This window comes from Streptomyces sp. NPDC059785 (assembly GCF_042732375.1).
In the GTDB taxonomy this organism is placed as follows: domain Bacteria; phylum Actinomycetota; class Actinomycetes; order Streptomycetales; family Streptomycetaceae; genus Streptomyces.
Window position 1 is genome coordinate 68,795 of the sequence record NZ_JBHWHV010000044.1, and the last position, 20,483, is coordinate 89,277.

18 protein-coding genes are annotated in these 20,483 nt (G+C 74.8%); 3 read left to right on the forward strand and 15 right to left on the reverse strand.

The features are described 5' to 3' along the window. Nucleotides 1-241: 241 nt before the first annotated feature. Complete coding sequence (locus tag ACFV6E_RS29040) at nucleotides 242-973, reverse strand: VIT1/CCC1 transporter family protein (protein WP_385160089.1); 732 nt, start codon at nucleotides 971-973, stop codon at nucleotides 242-244. Between the two features lie 369 nt (nucleotides 974-1,342). On the opposite strand from ACFV6E_RS29040, the gene ACFV6E_RS29045 reads away from it, so the two are divergent. Together ACFV6E_RS29045 and ACFV6E_RS29050 are read left to right on the forward strand one after the other, a co-directional pair. Next, nucleotides 1,343-2,743, forward strand: coding sequence for an ADP-ribosylglycohydrolase family protein (locus tag ACFV6E_RS29045; protein WP_385160091.1), 1,401 nt, complete (start codon nucleotides 1,343-1,345; stop codon nucleotides 2,741-2,743). Beyond that, nucleotides 2,740-3,642, forward strand: a complete 903-nt coding sequence (locus ACFV6E_RS29050; RefSeq protein WP_385465599.1) for a ribokinase — start codon at nucleotides 2,740-2,742, stop codon at nucleotides 3,640-3,642. Before ACFV6E_RS29045 ends, ACFV6E_RS29050 begins: the two co-directional genes overlap by 4 nt. Before the next feature lie 153 nt (nucleotides 3,643-3,795). On the opposite strand, the gene lgt is transcribed toward ACFV6E_RS29050, so the two are convergent. From lgt to hisI, 11 genes are all read right to left on the reverse strand, one after another. Beyond that, complete coding sequence (gene lgt, locus ACFV6E_RS29055; RefSeq protein ID WP_385465602.1) at nucleotides 3,796-4,887, reverse strand: prolipoprotein diacylglyceryl transferase; 1,092 nt, start codon at nucleotides 4,885-4,887, stop codon at nucleotides 3,796-3,798. 148 nt (nucleotides 4,888-5,035) lie between these two features. Continuing rightward, nucleotides 5,036-5,827, reverse strand: coding sequence for a DsbA family protein (locus tag ACFV6E_RS29060; protein ID WP_385160097.1), 792 nt, complete (start codon nucleotides 5,825-5,827; stop codon nucleotides 5,036-5,038). Nucleotides 5,828-5,938: 111 nt separating this feature from the next. Then, complete coding sequence (trpA, locus tag ACFV6E_RS29065) at nucleotides 5,939-6,754, reverse strand: tryptophan synthase subunit alpha (protein WP_385160099.1); 816 nt, start codon at nucleotides 6,752-6,754, stop codon at nucleotides 5,939-5,941. Further along, on the reverse strand, nucleotides 6,751-8,034 hold the full coding sequence (gene trpB, locus ACFV6E_RS29070) for a tryptophan synthase subunit beta (protein WP_385160101.1): 1,284 nt from the start codon (nucleotides 8,032-8,034) through the stop codon (nucleotides 6,751-6,753). Before trpB ends, trpA begins: the two co-directional genes overlap by 4 nt. Nucleotides 8,035-8,132: 98 nt before the next feature. Beyond that, nucleotides 8,133-8,345 carry a tryptophan biosynthesis modulator TrpM gene (gene trpM, locus ACFV6E_RS29075; protein WP_385160103.1) on the reverse strand — a complete coding sequence of 71 codons (213 nt, stop codon included), beginning with the start codon at nucleotides 8,343-8,345 and terminating at the stop codon, nucleotides 8,133-8,135. A 21-nt stretch (nucleotides 8,346-8,366) separates the two neighbouring features. Then, nucleotides 8,367-9,176, reverse strand: a complete 810-nt coding sequence (gene trpC / locus ACFV6E_RS29080; RefSeq protein ID WP_385160105.1) for an indole-3-glycerol phosphate synthase TrpC — start codon at nucleotides 9,174-9,176, stop codon at nucleotides 8,367-8,369. A 176-nt stretch (nucleotides 9,177-9,352) separates the two neighbouring features. After that, nucleotides 9,353-9,790, reverse strand: coding sequence for a DUF2752 domain-containing protein (locus ACFV6E_RS29085; RefSeq protein ID WP_385160182.1), 438 nt, complete (start codon nucleotides 9,788-9,790; stop codon nucleotides 9,353-9,355). A gap of 210 nt (nucleotides 9,791-10,000) precedes the next feature. After that, nucleotides 10,001-10,231: an HGxxPAAW family protein gene (locus tag ACFV6E_RS29090; protein WP_385160107.1), complete on the reverse strand. Its 231-nt coding sequence runs from the start codon at nucleotides 10,229-10,231 to the stop codon at nucleotides 10,001-10,003. A gap of 232 nt (nucleotides 10,232-10,463) precedes the next feature. Continuing rightward, on the reverse strand, nucleotides 10,464-11,105 hold the full coding sequence (locus ACFV6E_RS29095) for a TIGR02234 family membrane protein (RefSeq protein WP_385160109.1): 642 nt from the start codon (nucleotides 11,103-11,105) through the stop codon (nucleotides 10,464-10,466). 58 nt (nucleotides 11,106-11,163) lie between these two features. Next, nucleotides 11,164-12,639, reverse strand: a complete 1,476-nt coding sequence (locus tag ACFV6E_RS29100) for an anthranilate synthase component I (protein WP_385160111.1) — start codon at nucleotides 12,637-12,639, stop codon at nucleotides 11,164-11,166. Between the two features lie 11 nt (nucleotides 12,640-12,650). Beyond that, nucleotides 12,651-13,154, reverse strand: coding sequence for a phosphoribosyl-AMP cyclohydrolase (gene hisI, locus ACFV6E_RS29105; RefSeq protein ID WP_385465605.1), 504 nt, complete (start codon nucleotides 13,152-13,154; stop codon nucleotides 12,651-12,653). Nucleotides 13,155-13,544: 390 nt separating this feature from the next. Between hisI and ACFV6E_RS29110 the strand changes: the two genes are divergently transcribed. Continuing rightward, the gene (locus ACFV6E_RS29110; RefSeq protein WP_385160113.1) at nucleotides 13,545-14,180 is read left to right on the forward strand and encodes a TIGR03085 family metal-binding protein; all 636 of its coding nucleotides are present in this window, start codon (nucleotides 13,545-13,547) and stop codon (nucleotides 14,178-14,180) included. A 329-nt stretch (nucleotides 14,181-14,509) separates the two neighbouring features. On the opposite strand, the gene ACFV6E_RS29115 is transcribed toward ACFV6E_RS29110, so the two are convergent. The 3 genes from ACFV6E_RS29115 to ACFV6E_RS29125 all read right to left on the reverse strand — a co-directional run bounded on the left by ACFV6E_RS29115 (nucleotide 14,510) and on the right by ACFV6E_RS29125 (nucleotide 20,088). Then, nucleotides 14,510-15,742, reverse strand: coding sequence for an MFS transporter (locus ACFV6E_RS29115; RefSeq protein ID WP_385465617.1), 1,233 nt, complete (start codon nucleotides 15,740-15,742; stop codon nucleotides 14,510-14,512). Between the two features lie 231 nt (nucleotides 15,743-15,973). Beyond that, complete coding sequence (locus tag ACFV6E_RS29120) at nucleotides 15,974-17,359, reverse strand: PucR family transcriptional regulator (RefSeq protein WP_385465608.1); 1,386 nt, start codon at nucleotides 17,357-17,359, stop codon at nucleotides 15,974-15,976. Between the two features lie 200 nt (nucleotides 17,360-17,559). Then, nucleotides 17,560-20,088: a LuxR C-terminal-related transcriptional regulator gene (locus tag ACFV6E_RS29125; protein ID WP_385465611.1), complete on the reverse strand. Its 2,529-nt coding sequence runs from the start codon at nucleotides 20,086-20,088 to the stop codon at nucleotides 17,560-17,562. Nucleotides 20,089-20,483 lie beyond the last annotated feature (395 nt).

The following is a 20,483-nucleotide window of genomic DNA, read 5'->3' on the forward strand; positions in this document are numbered from 1 at the left end:
CCAACATGCGGACACCGCGGTCGCGGCGGCGGGTACCACGCACGGCGGTGAGAGTAGGGGACGCAAGCGGACAGATCGGTGTCCGCCGGTCCGGGCGCGGCGGGCAACGTCTCCCACCACTTGGGGTCTCGCCGCGGGCGTCGTTGCCCGCAGCGCTTACGGCTCATGCCCAGTGGTCATGGATTCGAAACCGCCGAGTAACGGCTACTTATGCAGTCCCTTGCATAAGTGCTCGACCGGTTCATCCTACGGCCGTACCGAACCAACTGCCCAGGACGTACGTCACACCCGCCGCGGCACCACCGAGAGCGAGCTGCCGCAGTCCGCTGTACCACCAGGAACGCGCCGTCACCTTGGCCACGACCGCACCGGCCGCGAAGAGCCCCACGAGCGCGAGCAGCACCGCGGGCCACAGCGCCGTAGCACCCAGCAGGTACGGCAGTACGGGGAGCAGCGCGCCCAGGGCGAAGGAACCGAAGCTGGAGACGGCGGCGACGGTCGGCGAGGGCAGGTCGCCGGGGTCGATGCCGAGCTCCTCGCGGGCGTGGATCTCCAGGGCCTGCTCCGGGTCGCGGGAGAGCTGCCGCGCGACCTCCCTGGCCAGCCCCGGTTCGACGCCTCGCGCCTGATACAGCTCGGCCAGCTCGCGCTCCTCGTCCGCGGGGTGCTTGCGCAGCTCGCGGCGCTCCACGTCCAGCTCGGCCTGGACCAGCTCGCGCTGCGAGGCCACGGAGGTGTACTCACCCGCGGCCATCGAGAAGGCGCCGGCGGCCAGCCCCGCGAGGCCGGTGACGACGATGGTCCGGTGGGATACGGCCCCGCCGGCGACGCCGGTCATCAGGGCCAGGTTGGAGACGAGGCCGTCCATCGCGCCGAACACGGCCGGGCGCAGCCAGCCGCCGTTGACGTCGCGGTGGGTGTGGTTGTCGCGGTGCGCCTCGTGCAGCGCCGCCTCGGTCTCGATGATGGCCATTCCGGTCCCCCAGCTACTCGCCCGAGGCCCTTGCGGGGCCCCTGCCCGGGCATCCACCCGAACCCTTACTGGACTTCTTCTAACTCTCGACAACCCCAAAAGTACGCCGATTATTTCGCACCCGCCAGCAAGGAAGGCCGTACTTACCTGCGGTTTCGCCCTCCCTGGCGGTCCCTGACCGGTACCGGTCCGGCGGAACTCGCCGGGCTGTCGGCAGCCGCGGAACCGGCCGCACCAGGGGGATGATTCGGGCATGACGCCCACACATTCCGCTACAGCAGCAAGTAGCGCAAACCTGGAAGAACGGATCGCCGGGGCGCGCGTCGGAGCCGCCGTCGGTGACGCGCTCGGCGGGCCCGCGGGGGCGCCGTGCTCCGGCTGACCTGGGTGCAGCCCGAGGACCTGCTCGGCCACGAACTGCGCCAGGCGGCCCAGGACGGCCGCGAGGCCTCGGCGATCGCGGCCCGCTGGTTCGACGCGGGCGGCACCGAGGCACCCCTCCGCGCGGGCGCGTCGCACACCGCCGCCTCCCCGTACCTGCGCCTCCTCGCGGAGGACCTGCTCGACGAACTGGCCGATCTGCCGGGCCTGTTGACGGACGCCGAGCCGACGGACCCGGCGGGGATCAGGGCGCTGTGCCCCGAGTGGCCGGCCGGTCCGGCGGCCGTCCGGCCGGTGCCGTCCCCGGCCCGGCTCGAGGCCGCCTGGCTGGGCCGGGCCGCCGGCTGTCTGCTGGGCAAGCCCGTGGAGAAGCTCCCGCTGCGGGGCATCCGCGCGCTCGCGCGGGCCACCGGCAACTGGCCGCTGAACACCTGGTTCACCGCCCGCGGCGTCCCGGACCGGCTCGCGGCGGCGTACCCCTTCAACCGGCGCTCGGCCGCGACCTCGCTCGCCGAGAACATCGACGGCATGCCCGAGGACGACGACCTCGACCACCCGCTGCTGAACCTGCTGCTGCTCCAGCGCCACGGCCACGCCTTCACCACCGCCGACGTCGCCCGGCTCTGGCTCGACGAACTCCCGGCGGGCCGCACGTACACCGCCGAACGCGTCGCCTACCGCAACCTCCTGGCCGGCGTCGAACCCCCGCGCACGGCCCGCCACCGCAACCCGTTCCGGGAGTGGACCGGCGCCCTCGTCCGCGCCGACGTGCACGGCTGGACCAACGCGGGCGACCCGGGCGCCGCCGCGGAACAGGCCCACCGCGACGCCACCCTCACGCACACCGCGAACGGGGTGTACGCGGCGATGTTCGCGGCGGCCGTGATCGCCGCGGCGGCCGGCGGGGACGACGACGTGCACGGCTGCCTGCGCACGGGACTCGCCGTCGTACCACCGGGCTCCCGGCTGGCCGTGGCCGTGCGGCATGCCGTCCGGCTTGCCCGTACGACCGAGGACTTCGACGCGGTCGTGGACGCGCTGCACGCCGTCCACCACGACTGCCACTGGGTGCACGCCGTCCCCAACACCGCCCTGATCGCCGCCGCCCTCACCCACGCGGACGGCGACTTCACCGGGTCCGTCTGCCGCGTGGTGTCGGGCGGCTGGGACACGGACTCGAACGGCGCGACGGCGGGCAGCGTCGCCGGACTGCTCGCCGGGTCCCCCGCCGCGCTCCCCGACCGCTGGACCGCACCCCTGAAGAACCGCCTCGCCACCACCGTCGGCGACTTCGACGGCACCGGCTTCGACACCCTCGCCCACCTCACCCACGAGCACTGCGACCGCGGTCGCGACGACCACCACGACCAGGAAAGGCGCCACCCATGACCCACATCGCCGTACTCGGCAGCGCGAACATGGACCTCGTCGCGTACGTGGCCAAGGCCCCGCAGCGCGGGGAGACCGTGACCGGCCGGGAGTTCCTGGAGATCCCCGGCGGCAAAGGCGTCAACCAGGCGATCGCCGCGGCGCGGGCCGGCGCCGACGTGTCGATGATCGGCGCGGTCGGCACCGACTCCTTCGGCACGGGACTGCGGAACGCCCTGGAGCACTCCGGCGTGGAGACCGGCCATCTGCGCACCAACGAGGGCCGCTCGGGGGTCGCGCACATCGTCGTGGACGACGAGGGCGGCAACGCGATCGTCGTCATCCCGGGCGTCAACGCCACCGTCGACCATCTCGCGACCGGCGACGAGAACCTCATCGCCAGCGCCCAGGCGCTGCTGCTCCAGCTGGAGATCCCGCTCGCCGCCGTCACCGCGGGCGCCGGGACCGCCCGCAGGCACGGCGTCCGCACCGTCCTCACCCCCTCCCCCGTCCAGCCCCTGCCGCCCGAACTGCTCGACAGCGTCGACCTGCTGGTGGCGAACGAGCGGGAGGCCGCCGCGCTGTCCGGCGTCCCCGAGCCCCTGGGCGCCGCCGCGGCCCTGCTCGACCGGGTCGGCGAGGTGGTGATCACCCTCGGCGCGGCGGGCTGCCTGTACGCCGCCCGCGGCGCCGAACCGCTGACCGTGCCCGCGCCGCGCGTCACGGCCGTGGACTCGACCGGCGCGGGCGACACGTTCGTCGGCACGCTCGCCGTGGCGCTCACCGAGGGCCGGCCGATGACCGACGCCCTGGTCTGGGCGTCGGCGGCGGCCTCGCTCGCGGTCCAGCGGATCGGCGCGGCCCCCTCGATGCCGACCCGCCCGGAGATCGACGCGCAGGCAGCGGGCGTCACCGCGTGACCGTGCCCGGCGCCGCCCCCGGGGACCTGTCGGCCGCGCGCCGCACGCCGGCGCCGTGACGACGGGCCCTCGCACCGCGAAGGGCGCCGGATCGGTGGATCCGGCGCCCTTCGCGTACGTACGTGCGTGTGCGGTCCCGAGGGTCCGCGCGGCTCAGCTCTTCTTGGCCGCCTCGGCGGACTCGGCCCCGCCCTTCGCCGGTTCCCCGGCGTCGGCGGCATCGTCCGCTGCGTCGTCGGCCTTCGCGGGCTCGGCGGCCTTCGCGGGCTCGGCGGCTTCGGTGTCCTTCGCGGGCCCGTCGTCCACGTCCTCGGCCGAGCCGGTGCCACTGGTGCCCTCGGCGTCCTCGGCGCTCGCGTCGGCCTTCTTGTCCAGGCCCACGGTCTTGCCGTCACCGTCGCCGGTGCTGTCGCCCTCGCCGGAGGCGTCCGCGCCCGGTTCCACCGTCTCCTCACGCCCCGGCCGCAGCCTCGCGGAGACGACGATGTAGATCACGGCGAGCAGGAAGACGCCCATCGCGGTCCAGTCGTTGAGACGCAGGCCCAGGATGTGGTGGGCGTCGTCGACGCGCATGTACTCGATCCAGCCGCGGCCGACGCAGTACGCGGCGACGTACAGCGCGAACGCCCGGCCGTGTCCCAGCTTGAAGCGGCGGTCGGCCCAGATGACGAGGAAGCCGACACCGACGCACCACAGCGACTCGTACAGGAACGTCGGGTGGTAGTACCCCGGCAGCCTGCCGTCCGTCGTGGACGTGATGTGCAGCGCCCACGGCACGTCGGTCTCGCGCCCGTACAGCTCCTGGTTGAACCAGTTGCCCCAGCGGCCGACGGCCTGGGCGAAGACGATGCCGGGGGCGAGGGCGTCCGCCCAGGCCGGGAGCGGGATGCCCCGGCGGCGGCAGCCGATCCACGCGCCCACGGCGCCGAGCGCGATCGCGCCCCAGATGCCGAGACCGCCCTCCCAGATCTTGAAGGCGTCCACCCAGTCACGGCCCTCGCTGAAGTACAGCTCGTAGTCCGTGATCACGTGGTACAGCCGTCCGCCGACGAGGCCGAACGGCACGGCCCAGACCGCGATGTCGGCCACCGTGCCGGGGCGCCCGCCGCGGGCGACCCAGCGTTTGTTGCCGAGCCAGACGGCCAGGAAGACGCCGATGATGATGCAGAACGCGTAGCCGCGCAGCGGAATCGGGCCGAGGTGCAGCACCCCGCGCGACGGGCTGGGAATGTAGGCAAGTTCCATGGCAGGGACGACGCTACCGTGCCGGGCCCCGCCGACGGCGGGCGCCCCGGCTACGGGTCCATAACGGGCGGCGCCCCCGGCCACTGGGAGACCGGGGGCGCAGGGGGCGGGAGAAGGGGGAGAGGGCGGGACGGGGCCGGACGGGGGCTCAGCCCTGGCCGGCCTTCTTGTTCGCGGCCAGCACCTGCTCCTTCAGCTTGGCGGGGGTCATGCTGCGGTCCGCGTAGATGTTCTTGCCGCCGAGCAGGACCGTCGGCGTGCCGTTGAAACCGCTGGTCGAGAACGCCTTGCTCGACTTGTCGACCCAGCTGTCGTGCGTGCCGTCGTTGACACAGGTGCGGAACGCCGGGGTGTCCAGGCCCTTCGCCTTGCCCGCCAGGTCGATGAGCTTGCCGTTGTCGGCGAAGGCGTCGTCGGATTCCTGCGGCTGGTTCTCGTACAGCACGTCGTGGTACGCGGTGAACTTTCCGGCGTCCTGGGCGCAGGCCGCGGCGTTCGCGGCGCGGCGGGAGCCGGTGCCGCCCATGTTCCCGTCGATGATCGTGACCAGGTGGTACTCCACTCTGAGGTCGCCGGAGTCGACCAGGTCGTGGACGGTCGAGCGGTAGTTGGTCTCGAAGGACTGGCAAGCGGGGCAGCGGAAGTCCTCCCACACCGTGAGCGTCGACTTGGCGCTGTCCTTGCCGACCGGGATGGCGAGCGCGTCCTTGCCCTGCGCGCCCGAGGGCGACACGACCGGGCCCGAGGAGTCGCTCTTCTTGCTGTCCTTGCCCGCGTTCGCGGCGACGACGCCCACCACGGCCGCGAGGCCGAGGACGCAGACCACGGAGGCTCCCACGATCAGTGCCCGGCGGCGCCTGTCCGCGGCCTTCTGCTTCTCTCGCTCGACCGCAAGCCGCTCGCGGGCGCTGCGCTTTCCGTCACGATTCTTCTCGCTCACATCCGGCAGAACGAACCGGGGAGGCGCAGCGCGCCTCCCCGGTCCGAGGTCCACCCGTTCGAGTGAGCGGATTGTCCGTTACGCGTGGATACGCGCGTGGGTCGTGGCCGCTCAGGCGCCGCCGCGCACGCCCTTCGCCAGGTCGCCCGCGAGCTCGCGTACGGCCTCCAGGCCCGCCGCGTCGTCGGGGGCGTCGAGCATCCGCTTCACGAAGGCCGAGCCGACGATGACGCCGTCGGCGAAGCCGGCCACCTCGGTGGCCTGCGTGGCGTTGGAGACGCCGAGTCCGACACAGACGGGCAGGTCGGTGGTGGCCTTGGTGCGCCGCACCAGCTCCTGGGCCTGCTCGCCGACGGACTCGCGGGTACCGGTGACGCCCATCAACGAGGCCGCGTAGACGAAGCCGGAGCCCGCCGCGGTGATCTCGGCGAGCCGGGCGTCCTTGCTGCTGGGCGCGACGACGAAGACGGTCGCGAGACCGTGCTTCTCCGCGTGCTCCCTCCACAACCCGGACTCCTGCACCGGCAGGTCGGGCAGGATGCAGCCCGCGCCGCCCGCCTCGGCCAGCTCGGCGGTGAACCGCTCGACGCCGTAGCGGTCGATCGGGTTCCAGTACGTCATCACGAGCACCGGCTTGCCGGTGGCCTCGTACGCCTCGCGGACCGTGCGCATCACGTCGGCGATCCGCACGCCGCCGCGCAGGGCGATGTCGTCCGCGGTCTGGATGACGGGGCCGTCGAGGACGGGGTCGCTGTGCGGCAGGCCCACCTCGACGACGTCGGCGCCGCCGTCGAAGACCGCCTTGATCGCCGCGATGCCGCCGTCCACGGTCGGGAAGCCGGCCGGGAGGTAGGCGATGAGCGCGGCGCGGCCCTCGGCCTTCGCACCCGCGAGCGTGTCGTTCAGCAGGTCGATGTTGCCACTCACTTGGCGTCCCCCTCGATCTCGGCGAGGTCGGCGGCGTCCTCGGCGACGGCCGCGTCGGTGTCGTACAGGCCGAAGTAGCGGGCGGCCGTGTCCATGTCCTTGTCGCCGCGCCCCGACAGGTTGACGACGAGCAGCCCGTCCGGGCCCAGCTCCTTGCCGACCTCCAGGGCGCCGGCCAGCGCGTGGGCGCTCTCGATGGCCGGGATGATGCCCTCGGTGCGCGACAGCAGCCGCAGCGCCTGCATGGCCGCGTCGTCGGTGACGGCGCGGTACTCGCCGCGGCCCGAGTCCTTGAGGTAGGCGTGCTCGGGGCCGATGCCCGGGTAGTCGAGACCGGCCGAGATGGAGTACGGCTCGGTGATCTGGCCCTCGTCGTCCTGGAGCACGTACGAGCGGGAGCCGTGCAGGATGCCGGGCTCGCCCGCGGTCAGGGTGGCCGCGTGCTCGCCGGTCTCCACGCCGTGCCCGGCGGGCTCGCAGCCGATCAGGCGGACGTCCGCGTCCGGGATGAACGCGTGGAACAGGCCGATCGCGTTCGAGCCGCCGCCGACGCAGGCGATCGCGGCGTCGGGGAGGCGTCCGGCGCGCTCAAGAATCTGCCGCCTGGCCTCCACGCCGATGACCCGGTGGAAGTCGCGGACCATGGCCGGGAAGGGGTGCGGTCCGGCGACCGTGCCGAAGAGGTAGTGGGTGCGGTCGACATTGGCGACCCAGTCGCGGAACGCCTCGTTGATGGCGTCCTTGAGGGTGCGGCTGCCGGACTTCACGGCGATGACCTCGGCGCCGAGCATGCGCATCCGGGCCACGTTCAGGGCCTGGCGCTCGGTGTCGATCTCACCCATGTAGATGGTGCACTCGAGGCCGAACAGGGCGCAGGCGGTGGCGGTCGCGACGCCGTGCTGACCGGCTCCGGTCTCGGCGATGACGCGGGTCTTGCCCATCCGCCTGGTGAGCAGGGCCTGCCCGAGCACGTTGTTGATCTTGTGCGAGCCGGTGTGGTTCAGGTCCTCGCGCTTGAGGAAGATCCGGGCACCGCCGGCGTGGACCGCGAAGCGCGGCACCTCGGTCAGGGAGCTGGGGCGCCCGGTGTAGTGGACGAGCAGGTCGTCGAGCTCGCGGGCGAACTCGGGGTCGGCCTTCGCCTTGTCGTACTCGACGGCGACCTCGTCCACGGCGGCGACCAGCGCCTCCGGGATGAACTTGCCGCCGAACGCGCCGAAGTACCCCTCGGCGCTGGGGACCCCGCCGTCGGGGTCGGGAATGAAGAACTCGCTGGGCATGCGGAAACCTCACGGTGAGTGTGTGAACGGACACTGATCGCCGTGGAGGGAGCGGGGTCGTCAGCCGGCCGCGGGACGACCGTGGTGACACGTCGTGCTCACGCGGTGGAGCCGCGTGTGCCGACAGAGCCCGCGCCCCTCACGGGGCGCTGCCATCGCATGCCGTTCACCTGGCCCGGCTCGTCCCCGATGACGTACCGCACCCGGCGGCCGTGCACCCGGCGGGCGGGGGCACGGCAGCCACGGGGCCGGCAGCCGCGCGCGAGGCGGGCGTACGGGTCCCGGGTGGCCAGGGTGGTCGGATCGGTCATCGGGGCAAGCCTAGCGGGAGGTCAGCCCCGGCCGTGCCGCAGTGCGGGGTGGGCCCCGGCGGCGACGAGGTCGGAGACCGCGGTCTTCGGGTCGCGGCCGGTCACCAGGGACTCGCCCACCAGCACCGCGTCGGCGCCGGCGTTCGCGTACGCGATCAGGTCGTGCGGGCCGCGGACGCCGGACTCGGCGACCTTGACCAGGTGGTCCGGGATCTCCGGGGCGACGCGGTCAAAGGTGTTCCGGTCGACCTTGAGCGTCTTCAGATTGCGGGCGTTCACGCCGATCACCTTGGCGCCGGCGTCCACCGCGCGCTCGACCTCGTCCTCGTCGTGCACCTCGACCAGCGGCGTGAGCCCGATGGACTCGGCGCGCTCGATCAGGGACTCCAGGGCGGACTGCTCCAGGGCGGCCACGATCAGCAGCGCGAGGTCGGCACCGTACGCGCGGGCCTCCCAGAGCTGGTACGACGTGACGATGAAGTCCTTGCGTAGGACGGGGATGTCGACCTTGGCGCGGACGGCCTCCAGGTCGGCCAGCGAGCCGCCGAAGCGGCGCTGCTCGGTCAGGACCGAGATGACGGCCGCGCCGCCCGCCTCGTAGTCGGCGGCGAGTCCCGCCGGGTCGGCGATCGCGGCCAGCGCGCCCTTGGACGGGCTGGAGCGCTTGACCTCGCAGATGACCTTGACGCCGTCACCGCGCAGGGCCGCCGCGCCGTCCTTGGCCGCCGGAGCCTTCGCCGCGCGCTCCTTGAGCTCGTCGAGGCTGACGCGTGCCTGCCGCTCCGCCAGGTCGGCACGGACTCCGTCGATGATCTCGTCGAGCACACTCACGCGAGCGGCCCCCTTCCTGCGGTGGACGGTTGAAGCGGTTGAAGCAGTCGAGCGGGTGACCCGGGGTGGGCCGTCGCCGACGGTTTCGATGGGTCACCTGCGATGGTATCCGGAGGAAGCCGTAGCCCTCGCATCCGGTTGACGGCGGTCCCACTACCTGGACGTTCATCGGTTGATCAAGGGTGCAGCCAGCCACCGATGGGCAGGTTCCGGACAACGGTGAAGACCAGCAGCACCGCGGACCCGCCCCACAGGGTCACCGGGCCCGGGTCGAGGCCCACCGGCCGGCCGCGCGCCGCCCGTACCGCCCAGAGGGTCCACACCACGGCGAACGCCAGGTAACCGGCGACGGCGAGGGCGTTGTCCGTGAGCGCGGCGGCGAGGTCCCCGTGCACGAAGGCGTGGGCGCTGCGCAGGCCGCCGCAGCCGGGGCAGTACAGCCCGGTGTAGCGCAGCAGCGGGCAGGCCGGGTAGTGCCCGGGTTCGTTCGGGTCCACGGCCCCGACGTACGCGAACGCGCCGACGACGGCGGCGAGCACGCCGACGGGGACGGCCAGGCGGCGGGCCGCGGCGGCGGGGCCGGGGCGTGGGGCCGGGGGCGGGACCGGGGGCAGACTTCGATACGGGCCCGGGGGCGGGGCGACCCACCGCGGTTCGGTGTTCACGCCACGTATTGTGCCGGGCGCGGCGGCCGGGCGCCCGGCGAGCGTCCCGGGAGCGGCCGAGGTGGCCGGGATACCCGGAGTGGCCGGGGGTGCGCATACGAAAGCGGCCCCCGGTTTCGGGGGCCGTCGTGCGCGCGGGTGTCGTGATCCGCTTGGGGATCAGCTCTTCGCGGTGGCCGTCGCGTGGGGCTTGCTGTCCTGGCCCATGCCCATCATGCGCATGACGCCCCCGACGACAGCGCCGAGCAGGATGACGGCCATACCGGCCCAGAAGCCCACGGGGTTGGCCATCACCATGAAGGCGCCCGCGACGCAGAAACCGATGAAGGCGATGATGACACCGGTCCAGGCGGCCGGGGTGTGACCGTGGCCGTGGCTGCTGCCCGCCATGACTTGCTCCTCGTTGCTGTGTGCGTGTGTGAGCCCGACGCTCGCCGCCCATTGTCCCGTACCGGCACGTCGGATGTGAGCGCGGGGTCGCTCCGCGCGTGGCGGCGGGGCGGTGGGGACGGCGACGGAGGACGCGGGAGCGGAGGCGGCGGTGCGGCGAGGACGACGGGGCCGGGCGGGAGCGGGGGTGCCGACGCCTTCGCCCCGGGAGCCGTCCCCGCCGGGTGAAGCCTCAGGCGCCGGTCGGGTCCTCGCCGCGGTCCAGGGCCTTCCAGATGTCCTCGGGGCGGTCCGGGTCGACCGGCTTGGCCTTGCGGGGCCGGGGCGTGCCGTCGCGCTCGTACCGTCCCGACATGGCGGGCCAGCGCCGCCCGTAGACCAGCGCGAGCAGGCCCGCCAGCAGGATGAGCGCGCCGCCCGCCGCCGCGATGTACGGCCAGGCGGTATGGCTGAGCGCGTCCACGGTGGCCGAGGTGTCACCGGACACCTGCGCGGCCTTCGCGTCAAGGGCACTGCTGTCGTCCGCGCCGAGCAGCGCCGCGGCGACCGTGCCCGCCCCGGAGAGCGCGAGCAGCGCCGAGACCAGCAGACGTCCGGAGCGGCGCACGGCGAAGACGGCGACGAGCGCGGCGAGGCCCACTATGGCGAGGGCCGCGGGCACACCCGTGACGTCGCTGCCCTTGGCGGTCAGCGGAAGGTCGCCGCCGGCCACCGCCGCGGTCCCCTCCGACCAGCCCTGCCGGGTGGAGAGCAGCGCCACGGCGGCGCCGAGCGCGCCGCACAGCAGGGCGACGCCGAGGCTGCGGCGGCCGGACCTGGCGGGTCCCGCCGCTTCGGATCGGGGGTGAGGCACAGCAGTAGTCACGTACTCCACTATCACCCGAACACGGGGCGAACAGGCACCCGGGGGCGGCATCGGAGGGTGTGACGTTTCACGCCAGCCGGTTCGCCGTGTGTACGGCGCGCAGGACCGCGGCGGCCTTGTTGCGGCATTCGGTGTCCTCGGCGACCGGGTCCGAGTCGGCGACGATCCCGGCTCCGGCCTGCACGTACGCCGTACCGTCGCGGAGCAGCGCCGTGCGGATGGCGATGGCCGTGTCGGAGTCGCCCGCGAAGTCCAGGTAGCCGACGCAGCCGCCGTACAGGCCGCGCCGGGAGGGCTCCAGCTCGTCGATGATCTGCATCGCGCGCGGCTTGGGCGCCCCGGAGAGGGTGCCCGCGGGGAAGCAGGCGGTCAGCACGTCGAACGCGGTCCGGCCGGGGGCGACCCGGCCGGTCACGGTGGAGACGATGTGCATCACGTGCGAGTACCGCTCGATCGACATGAAGTCGACGACCTCCACGGAGCCGGGCTCGCAGACCCGCCCCAGGTCGTTGCGGCCGAGGTCGACGAGCATCAGGTGCTCGGCGCGCTCCTTGGGGTCGGCGAGCAGCTCGTCGGCGAGGGCCTGGTCCTCCTGCGGGGTGGCGCCGCGGTGCCGGGTGCCCGCGATGGGGTGGACCATCGCCTGCCCGTCCTCGACCTTGACCAGCGCCTCGGGCGAGGAGCCCACGACGTCGAAGCCGTCGAAGCGGAACAGGTACATGTACGGCGAGGGGTTGGTGGCCCGCAGCACCCGGTAGACGTCCAGGGCGCTCGCCGTGCACGGCGTCTCGAACCGCTGGGACGGCACGACCTGGAACGCCTCGCCCGCGCGGATGCGCTCCTTGACGTCCTCGACGGCGGCCCGGAAGTCCGCTCCGCCCCATCGCGCGGTGTACTCCGGCAGCTCGGACGGCGGGAGGGCGGCCGGGGGCTGCGACACCGGGCGGGAGAGGTCGGCCTCCATGGCGTCGAGGCGGGCGACCGCGTCCGAGTACGCCTCGTCGACGCCGGTGTCCAGGTCGTTGTGGTTGATGGCGTTGGCGATGAGCTGGACGCTGCCGTCCCAGTGGTCGAGGACGGCGAGGTCGCTGGTGAGCAGCATGGTCAGCTCGGGCAGCTTCAGGTCGTCCCGCTCGCCGGGGCCGATCTTCTCCAGGCGGCGCACGATGTCGTAGCCCAGATAGCCGACCATGCCGCCGGTGAAGGGGGGCAGGTCGTCGCCGCGGGGCGTGTGCAGGGCCTCGATGGTGGCGCGCAGGGCGGCCAGCGGGTCGCCCTCGACGGGGACGCCGACGGGCGGGGTGCCCAGCCAGTGGGCCCGGCCGTCGCGCGCCGTCAGGGTGGCCTGGCTGCGGACGCCCACGAAGGAGTATCTGGACCAGGAACGGCCGTTCTCGGCGGATTCCAGGAGGAAGGTGCCGGGGCGCTCGGCGGCCAGCTTGCGGTAGAGCGCGACCGGCGTGTCGCCGTCCGCGAGGAGCTTGCGGCTGACGGGGATCACACGGCGGTCGGTGGCCAGCTTGCGGAACGTCTCGAGGTCCATGGCGGCAGACCTTACTGACCGTCAGCGGCGGTGCCGGAACCGGACCGGCCGGTTACGGGACCGGATACCGGACCGGCGGACGGGCCGGGCTCCGGGGCGGCGGACGGGCCGGGCTCCGGGGTTCCGGACGGGCCGGGCTCCGGGGCGCCGGGTCCCGTCACGGTCAGGACGTCGGCCTCGAAGCAGGTGCGGGCGCCCGTGTGGCAGGCGGCGCCCACCTGGTCGACCTGGACGAGCAGGGTGTCCGCGTCGCAGTCGAGGGCGACGGACTTCACGTGCTGGACGTGTCCGGAGGTGTCGCCCTTGACCCAGTACTCCCTGCGGCTGCGCGACCAGTAGGTGCAGCGGCCCGTGGTGAGCGTGCGGTGCAGCGCCTCGTCGTCCATCCAGCCCAGCATCAGCACCTCACCGGTGTCGTACTGCTGGGCGATCGCGGGGACGAGCCCGTCGGCGCTGCGCTTGAGGCGCGCGGCGATCTCGGGGTCGAGGCTGCTGGGCGGGGGCGTGCTGGTCATGCCGACCATTGTGCCGCGCCGCCGGACCACGACCGGCGGTTGTCCACAGGCCGGACCCACGGGCTGTCGCCACGGGCGGAAATCTTAGGCCGGGCTCTCCGGTTGTCCACAGGCCGGGCCGGGGCCGAGGTCCTCGGCCGGTCCTCCGCCGGTCCTCGGCCGGTCCTCGGTCGGTCCTCCGCCGGTTCTCCGCCGGTCCGCTTCTCCATCGGTTCCCCGCCGGTCCGCTTCTCCATCGGTTCCCCGCCGGTCCGCTTCTCCGCCGGTTCCCCGCCGGTCCGCTTCTCCGCCGGTTCCCCGCCGGTTCCCCTCCGATTTCCCGCCCCGCCTTGGCGTGACCCGGGTGCCGCGCACTGGGCGGACCGGTGGGGCGGTCGTAGGCTGGCCGGCATGTCGACCCATGCCAAGCGCGAACGACTACTCCTCGCCGACCTGTTGGAGGCCGAGGGACCGGACGCCCCCACCTTGTGCGAGGGCTGGAGGACCCGCGATCTCGCCGCCCACGTGGTGGTGCGCGAGCGCCGCGCGGACGCCGCGGGCGGAATCCTGATCAAACAGCTCGCGTCCCGGCTCGAGAAGGTGCAGGCCGAGTTCGCCGCCAAGCCGTACGAGGAGCTGATCCAGCTCATCCGAACCGGCCCGCCGCGCTTCTCGCCCTTCTCGCTGAAGCAGATCGACGAGGCGTCGAACACGGTCGAGTTCTACATCCACACCGAGGACGTGCGCCGGGCTCAGCCCGACTGGACGCCGCGCGTGCTCGACTCCGTCTTCCAGGACGCGCTGTTCTCGTCCCTGGAGCGCACGGCCCGCCTCGTGGGGCGCGGCGCGCCGACCGGTCTCGTGCTGCGCCGCCCGGACGGCCAGACGGTCGTCGCGCACAAGGGCACCCCGGTCGTGACGGCGACCGGGGAACCCTCGGAGCTGCTGCTGTTCCTGTACGGACGGCGCAGCGCGGCGGACGTCGAGCTGGCCGGCGACAAGGAGGCGATCAGCAGGTTGCAGGAGGCGAAGCGGCTCGGGATGTGACCTGGGGTGGCGATCCGTGATCTGGGGCAGTGGTCCAAGCCCCGGGGCAGTGGTCCAAGCCCCGGGGCGGCGGTCCGCGACCCGGGCGGTGGTCCAAGCCCCGGGGCGGCGGTCCGCGACACCGGCCGCCGGGTGAGCGCGGCAGCGGTCCGCGATGCCGGGCGGGTCAGCGCGGCAGCGGCCCGTGCGTGGCCCCGGCCGGGGCCAGCGTCAGCGGCAGCGGCAGCGGCAGCGGCAGCGGCAGCGGCAGCGGCAGCGGCAGCGGCAGCGGCAGCGGTCCATGATCCCGGTCTGGGTAGTGCGGCGGCGGTCCACGGCTCCCGCCCGGGTCAGCCCGGCAGTTCCGCGCGGCGTAGTGGGGCCGAGCCCAGGGTGATGGCGCCGGCCAGCGCGCACACCGCGGCGCCGGCCGCGAAGACCGTGCCGATGCCGTACAGCTCCGCCGCCCAGCCGACCACCGGGAAGGTGAGCGGTGCCGCGCCGAAGCTGACCAGGGTGGCGGCCGAGGTGACGCGGCCGACGTAGGCGGGGCCCGCCTGCGCCTGGAGCAGGGCCGAGCCCAGCGCCCCGCCGAGACCGGCCAGCACACCGACGGCGGCTGCCACGCCGGCCGCCGCGGCGACGGACGGCACCTGGGCGAGGGCACCGAGTGCCACGCCCCCGGCGACGGTCGCCGGTGCCATGACCAGCCCGGCCCGCGGCACCCGGCCGCGCACGGTCAGCAGCAGCGACACGGCACCGGCGCCGATCCCGAACCCGGCGAGCACCCAGCCGAGGCCGGCCGTGCCCCAGCCGCGCTCGCGCGCGAGGAGGGTCAGGCCGAGGTTCATGGGGCCGACGAACCCCAGGTCGCCGAGGGCGATGGTGAGCACCAGCGGGCGCAGTACGGGGTCCCGGCGGATGTGGCGCAGTCCGTCGCGCAGTTCGGCGAGGACGGCGCGCCGCTCGGGCCGGTCGTCCGCGGGGACCCGGCCGACCCGCACCGTCAGCAGCAGCGGCAGGGAGCCGCCGATGAGCAGCGTGGCGAGGCCGAAGGCGCCCGCGGTGCCGCCGAGCGCGATGCCGAGGCCGCCGAGCGGTCCGCCGAGGACGTTGGCGAGCCGGGTCGCCAGGCCCCGCATGCCCTGGACCCGGGCGAGCTGGCTCCGGTCGGCGATCCGGGCGGGCAGGGCGCCCGCGGCAGGCAGGAAGACGGCGTCCACGACGCCGAAGAGGACGGCCACCGTGCCCAGCGCCCACAGGCCGGGGGTCGTCACGAGAAGAAGCAGCGCCGCGGCGAGGACGAGCGCGCAGCGCACCGTGCTGCTGCCGAGCACCACGCGGCGCGGCCCGTAGCGGTCGGCGACGACGCCCCCGCCGAGCATCAGCAGGGCACGGGGTACGGCACTGGCGGCCGTCACGATCCCCGCCTGAGCGGGGGTACCGGACTGCACGGCCGCCCAGGACAGGGCGATGTAGTAGACGTTGTCGCCCATCGCCGACACGGTGTAGGCGCCGAGCCAGCGCAGCACGTTGGGGTCGTGGTGGGCGGCGCGCCGCGCGGTCCCCTGGACCGTGGGCATCGGCGCCGGTATCGGTGCCGGTATCGGTGCCGGTATCGAGGGCACGGCACCCGTCCCTTCGTCCTCCGTCTGCACGGCACCCGTCCCCTCGTCCTCCGCCTGCACGGCTGCCGTCTCTTCGTCCTCCGCCTGCACGGCTCGCGCCCCCTCAGGTCCGGAACGGGAAGGCGTACGTGTGCACCGCGACGGTCTCACGGGGCTCGGTGCCGTCCGCCGCCGCCCGGCCGCGGCTCAGCCGGTGCAGAGGCGGTGGGCGCTCAGCGCGAGGGAGAGTTCCACGAGGTCCGCGGGGCGGGTCAGGCTGCGTCCGGTGAGCTGTTCGCAGCGGCGCAGCCGGTTCAGGACGGTGTTGCGGTGGCAGTACAGCCCGGCCGCGGCGCGCTGGGCCGAGCCGTCGCAGCTGAGCCAGGCCGTGAGGGTGTCGAGCAGGACGTCGCGGTCCGCCGGGTCGAGGCGCAGCAGCGGTCCGAGAACCCGCTCGGCGAGGGCCGCGCCCAGGTTCGGCGCCGAGACCACCAGCGCGGCGGGCAACTGCTCCTCCAGTACGACGGTGCCGCCGGTGCGCGGACACGTGCGCAGGGCCGTGTCGGCGAGCCGCCGGGCATCCCCGATCGCGGCGAGCCCGTCGGCCACCGGGCTCACCCCGGCCCGGGCGCCGGGCGGCAGGACCAGCCGGCGGCCGATCCGTCCCGCGTCGAGGGCGGGCCCGGCCGCCGTACGGTCCTCCGGTCCGTCGGGGCCGCCCCCGGTGGCGCGGGTACGGGTGCCGGTGCCGTCGCCGGTCGCGTGGTCGTGGTCGCGGTCGTTCCCGGCGGACGGTCCGCCGTCGGCGAGGACGATGCCGTGGCTGCCGCCACCGTCGCGGTCCCGGTGCCACAGCACGCGCAGCCCCGGGAGTTCCGCCGGACCGCGGGCGTCCTGGTACGACCGCCCGGCGGACAGCCGGACCACCACGACCGCGTACCGGCCCTGCTCGGGCAGGCCGAGGGCGGCGGCGGTGGCCGGCAGGTCGGCGATCCGCGCCGTGCCGTCGAGCAGTGCGGCGGTCATCAGGCGCAGCCGGTTCTCGCGACGCCAGACGAGTTCGCGCTCGGTCTGGCGGTAGGCGTCGGCGACGACCGCGCAGTGCTCGTCGACGAAGTTCCAGACGTCCGCGGCGACGTGCACCAGGAGACGTACGTCGGTGGGGTGGCGGTGGGTCGTCTCGTCCACGAGGCCCTGCCAGACCAGGCCGCCGCCGAGCCGGAAGGCGCGCAGCAGGGCGTCCAGCGGCAGGCCGCGTTCGGCGCGGGACCTGCCGATGGCCCAGGAGCAGCGGCGCGCGGCCTCGCGCAGTTCGCCGGGGCGCAGCAGGGAGCCGACGTTGAGGCGCAGCGAGCGCTGCACCTCCTCGCGTACGCCGTCGGCGTCCGTCTCCATGGCCGCGCGGTAGGCGGGTTCGCGCTCCCGCAGGACCGTCATCAGGCGCTCGGTGAGGTCGGGCAGGCCCGCGAGGAGCGCACGCGCCGCCCGGTGCAGCACGGTGAGCGCCTCGCCCTCGACGGCCGAACGGGCGGCGAACACCGGGGTCCGCGGCCCGGGCACGGCCCTGACGTGATCGGGTACGAGGTGCTGCATCGCTGTCCTCCACCGGAGTCGGCTCCGTCCGGTCCGGGCCGTGGGCCGCCGCGCGGCACACCGGTCCCGCCGGACCATCCTGAGCCCGAAGGATGACATACCGCCCGGTCGGTACCTAGGGCCTGGCGGCAATTTCCGGTCGGCGTCCGACCGTACGAGGCTCCCCGGGGTCCCGGAACTCGGCGGTGGAACCCGGGGCGTCACAGGGGCGCGGCGGTCTCCCCGGCGCGGTCCACCAGGCGGGACAGTTCGACGCGGGAGCGGACGCCCAGTACGGCGAAGACGTTGCGCAGGTGGTGGTCGACCGTGCGGGGGCTCACGGACAGGTGCAGCGCGACCTCGCGGTTGGTGGCGCCCTCCGCGACGCAGCGGGCGATCCGCAGCTGCTGGGGCGTCAGGAGCGCCAGCGGTCCCGGTGGTTCCTGCTCCGTGGCCTCGCCGGTGGCGCGCAGCTCCGCCCGGGTCTGTTCGGCCCAGCCGGCCGCCCCGCCCCGCTCGAAGGAGACCAGCGCGTCGCGCAGCCGGCCGCGGGCCTCGCCGGGGCGGCGCCTGCGCCGCAGCCAGGCCCCGTACAGCAGTTGGGTGCGGCCGCGCTCGAAGTCGCCGCCCGCCCGGTCGTGGCAGGCGAGGGCCGCGGTGAAGAGCGGCTCGCACTCCTCGGGGCCGCTCAGCAGGGCGCGGCAGCGGGCCAGTTGGGCCGGGGCCTGCGGGTCGGCGCCCTGCCCGGCCCACACGGCGAACTCCGCCACCGCGGACCTGGCCGCCGCGGCCTGGCCGGCCCGCGCCGCCGCCTCCACGAAGCAGGGGACGGCGAGCATCCGGACCGCGAAGTGGCCGCTGCGGGGGCCGGGGCCGACCAGCGGGCCGAGCCGTGCGGCGGCCTCGGGGACCCGGCCGCGGCCCAGATCGGCGCGGGCGCGCGCCCATTGGGCGAGCGTCGCGGCCTGGGTCAGGCCGTGCGGCGCGGCGACGCGTTCGGCGGCGGCCGCGTGCTCGGCCACGGACTCGGGGTCGCCCTCGACGGACGCGGCGAGGGCGAGGATGGCGTGCTGGTGGGCCGCGATGTTGTGCTGGCCCGCGTCGAGGGCGGCGCGCAGCCCTTCCTCGGCGTGGGCGCGGGCGCGGGCGTGCCGGCCCGCGCGCAGTTCTCCGTAGGCGAGGTGTTCGAGGGCCTGGGACACCAGGACGTACGTGCCGCGGGCGCGGGCGAGCGCCAGGGCCCGTGAGTTGACCCGGCAGGCGGCCGGGAGGTCTCCGACGACGAGGGCGGCGACACCGGTCCGCAGCAGCGCCACGGGGTCGTCGCCGGCCGTCACGGTGCCGTCCGCCACCACTCCCCCGAGCGGCACCCGGCCGGCGCCCAGGCGTCCCTGCATGACCTCGGCCATCCCGGCCCGGTACGAGGCGAGTTCGCGGTCCGCGGGGGCCGGGCCGGTGCGCGACGCGGGGTGGCCCAGCGCCTCGAGGTAGGCCCGCGCGTCGCCCATCGCCCACGCCGCCTCGGTCGCGGCGAGCCGGGCGGTCAGGGCCAGCGGCGGGTCGTCCCGGGTGAGCAGTTCGGCGGCGAGCAGCAGGGTCTCGCGGGCGTCGGCGACCGGGCCGTCGTGCAGGGCGAGCCGGCCGCGGACCAGTTCGGCGGCGCCCCGCGCGGCGTCGGGCAGCCCCTCGGGCCCGGCCGCGGCGAGCAACTCCCGCGCGCGGTGCGGCAGTCCCCCGAGCCGGGCGTGCTCGGCGGCGGCGGTGAGACGGACACCGCGCAGGACCTGGTCCGCGGTGAGCTCGGCGGCCCTGGCATAGGCCGCCGAACGCTCCCGGTGGGAGGGCCACCGGTGCGACCCCGGCTCCGCCGCGGCGGCCACCAACTCGCCGGCCGCCCCGGAAGCGGGGCTCCCAGCCACGAAGGCCCCGTGCCGGGACACCGACGGAGCACGCCGGCCGCCCTCGCGGACCGCCGAGCCCTCCCCGTCGACCGGCAACCGGCACGGACCCGGCCCCGCCGGGACAGCCACCGGCTCCCCGGCCGCCCCGGAAGCGGGACCCACGACAGCCGGGCCCCGCTGGTACGCGGACAGACCGCGCGGACCCCCCTCACCAACCCCCGAGCCCTCCCCGTCAACCGGCCACCGACGCGGACCCGGCCCCTCCGCGGCGGCCACCGGCTCGCCGACCACCCCAGCAGCGGGGCTCTCAGCCACCGGAACCCCGTGCCGAAGCACCGACGGAGCGCCGGAGGCCGGGCCCTCGGCGACCGAAGCGGCCCGCTGGTACAGCGCGGACAGACCGCGCGGACCCCCCTCACCAGCCCCCGAGCCCTCCCCCTCGACCGGCCACCGCCGCACCCCCGGCTCCGCCGCCGCGGCCGCCAGTTCGTCCGCCGGGCCCGGGGCCGGGCTCTCGGTGGACGAGGCGCGGTGGTACAGGGCCGGCAGGGCGTGCGGGTCGCCCTCGCAGGCCGCCGCGAGCAGTCGGTGGGCCGAGCGGCGCGGGGCCCGCGGGGCGGCCGTGTACACGTGTCGGGGCAGCCGCGGATCCGTACAGCGCAGGCGGCCGCCGTCCAGGCGTACGAGCCCCGCGGCCTCCGCGTTCTCCAGTACCCCGGCGTCCAGCCCGGCGGCCTCCGCGGCCCGCAGGACGAGGTCCGCGTCGACCCCGGCGGCGCCCTCGTCCCGCTCCAGTTCGGCGCCGATCAGCAGCAACAGCTCACGTACCGGGCCGGAGGGCGCGTCCACCGCGGGTCCGGACTCGGGGGGCTGCGGTCTCGCGGGTTCCGGTGTCTTCGATGCCCCTGGCACGAGGGGCGGTTCCGCACTCCGGCCGGTCTTCCGGAGTGGACTTGGCACAGTCGTCATTCCGGTCACGAGCGTTACGTTACTTCCGCGTAAACCAACGCGGAAGTCCAGCCTTCACTTAACCCTTCCGCGCGGACACCCCGCGTCACCAGCGCGAAGGCGCCCGGATCCGCGATCGCGCTGGGCAGGCTCCCAGACGCGGCCCGCCAAGCTTGTGCACCCGCACAACGGAGAACCGGCACGGCGCGTCCGCGGCACCATCGCAACACGTCCGCCGCGCCACCGCGACACGTCCGGGCACGCCGGTGACGGCCGTGGGTCGCACGGCCGTCACC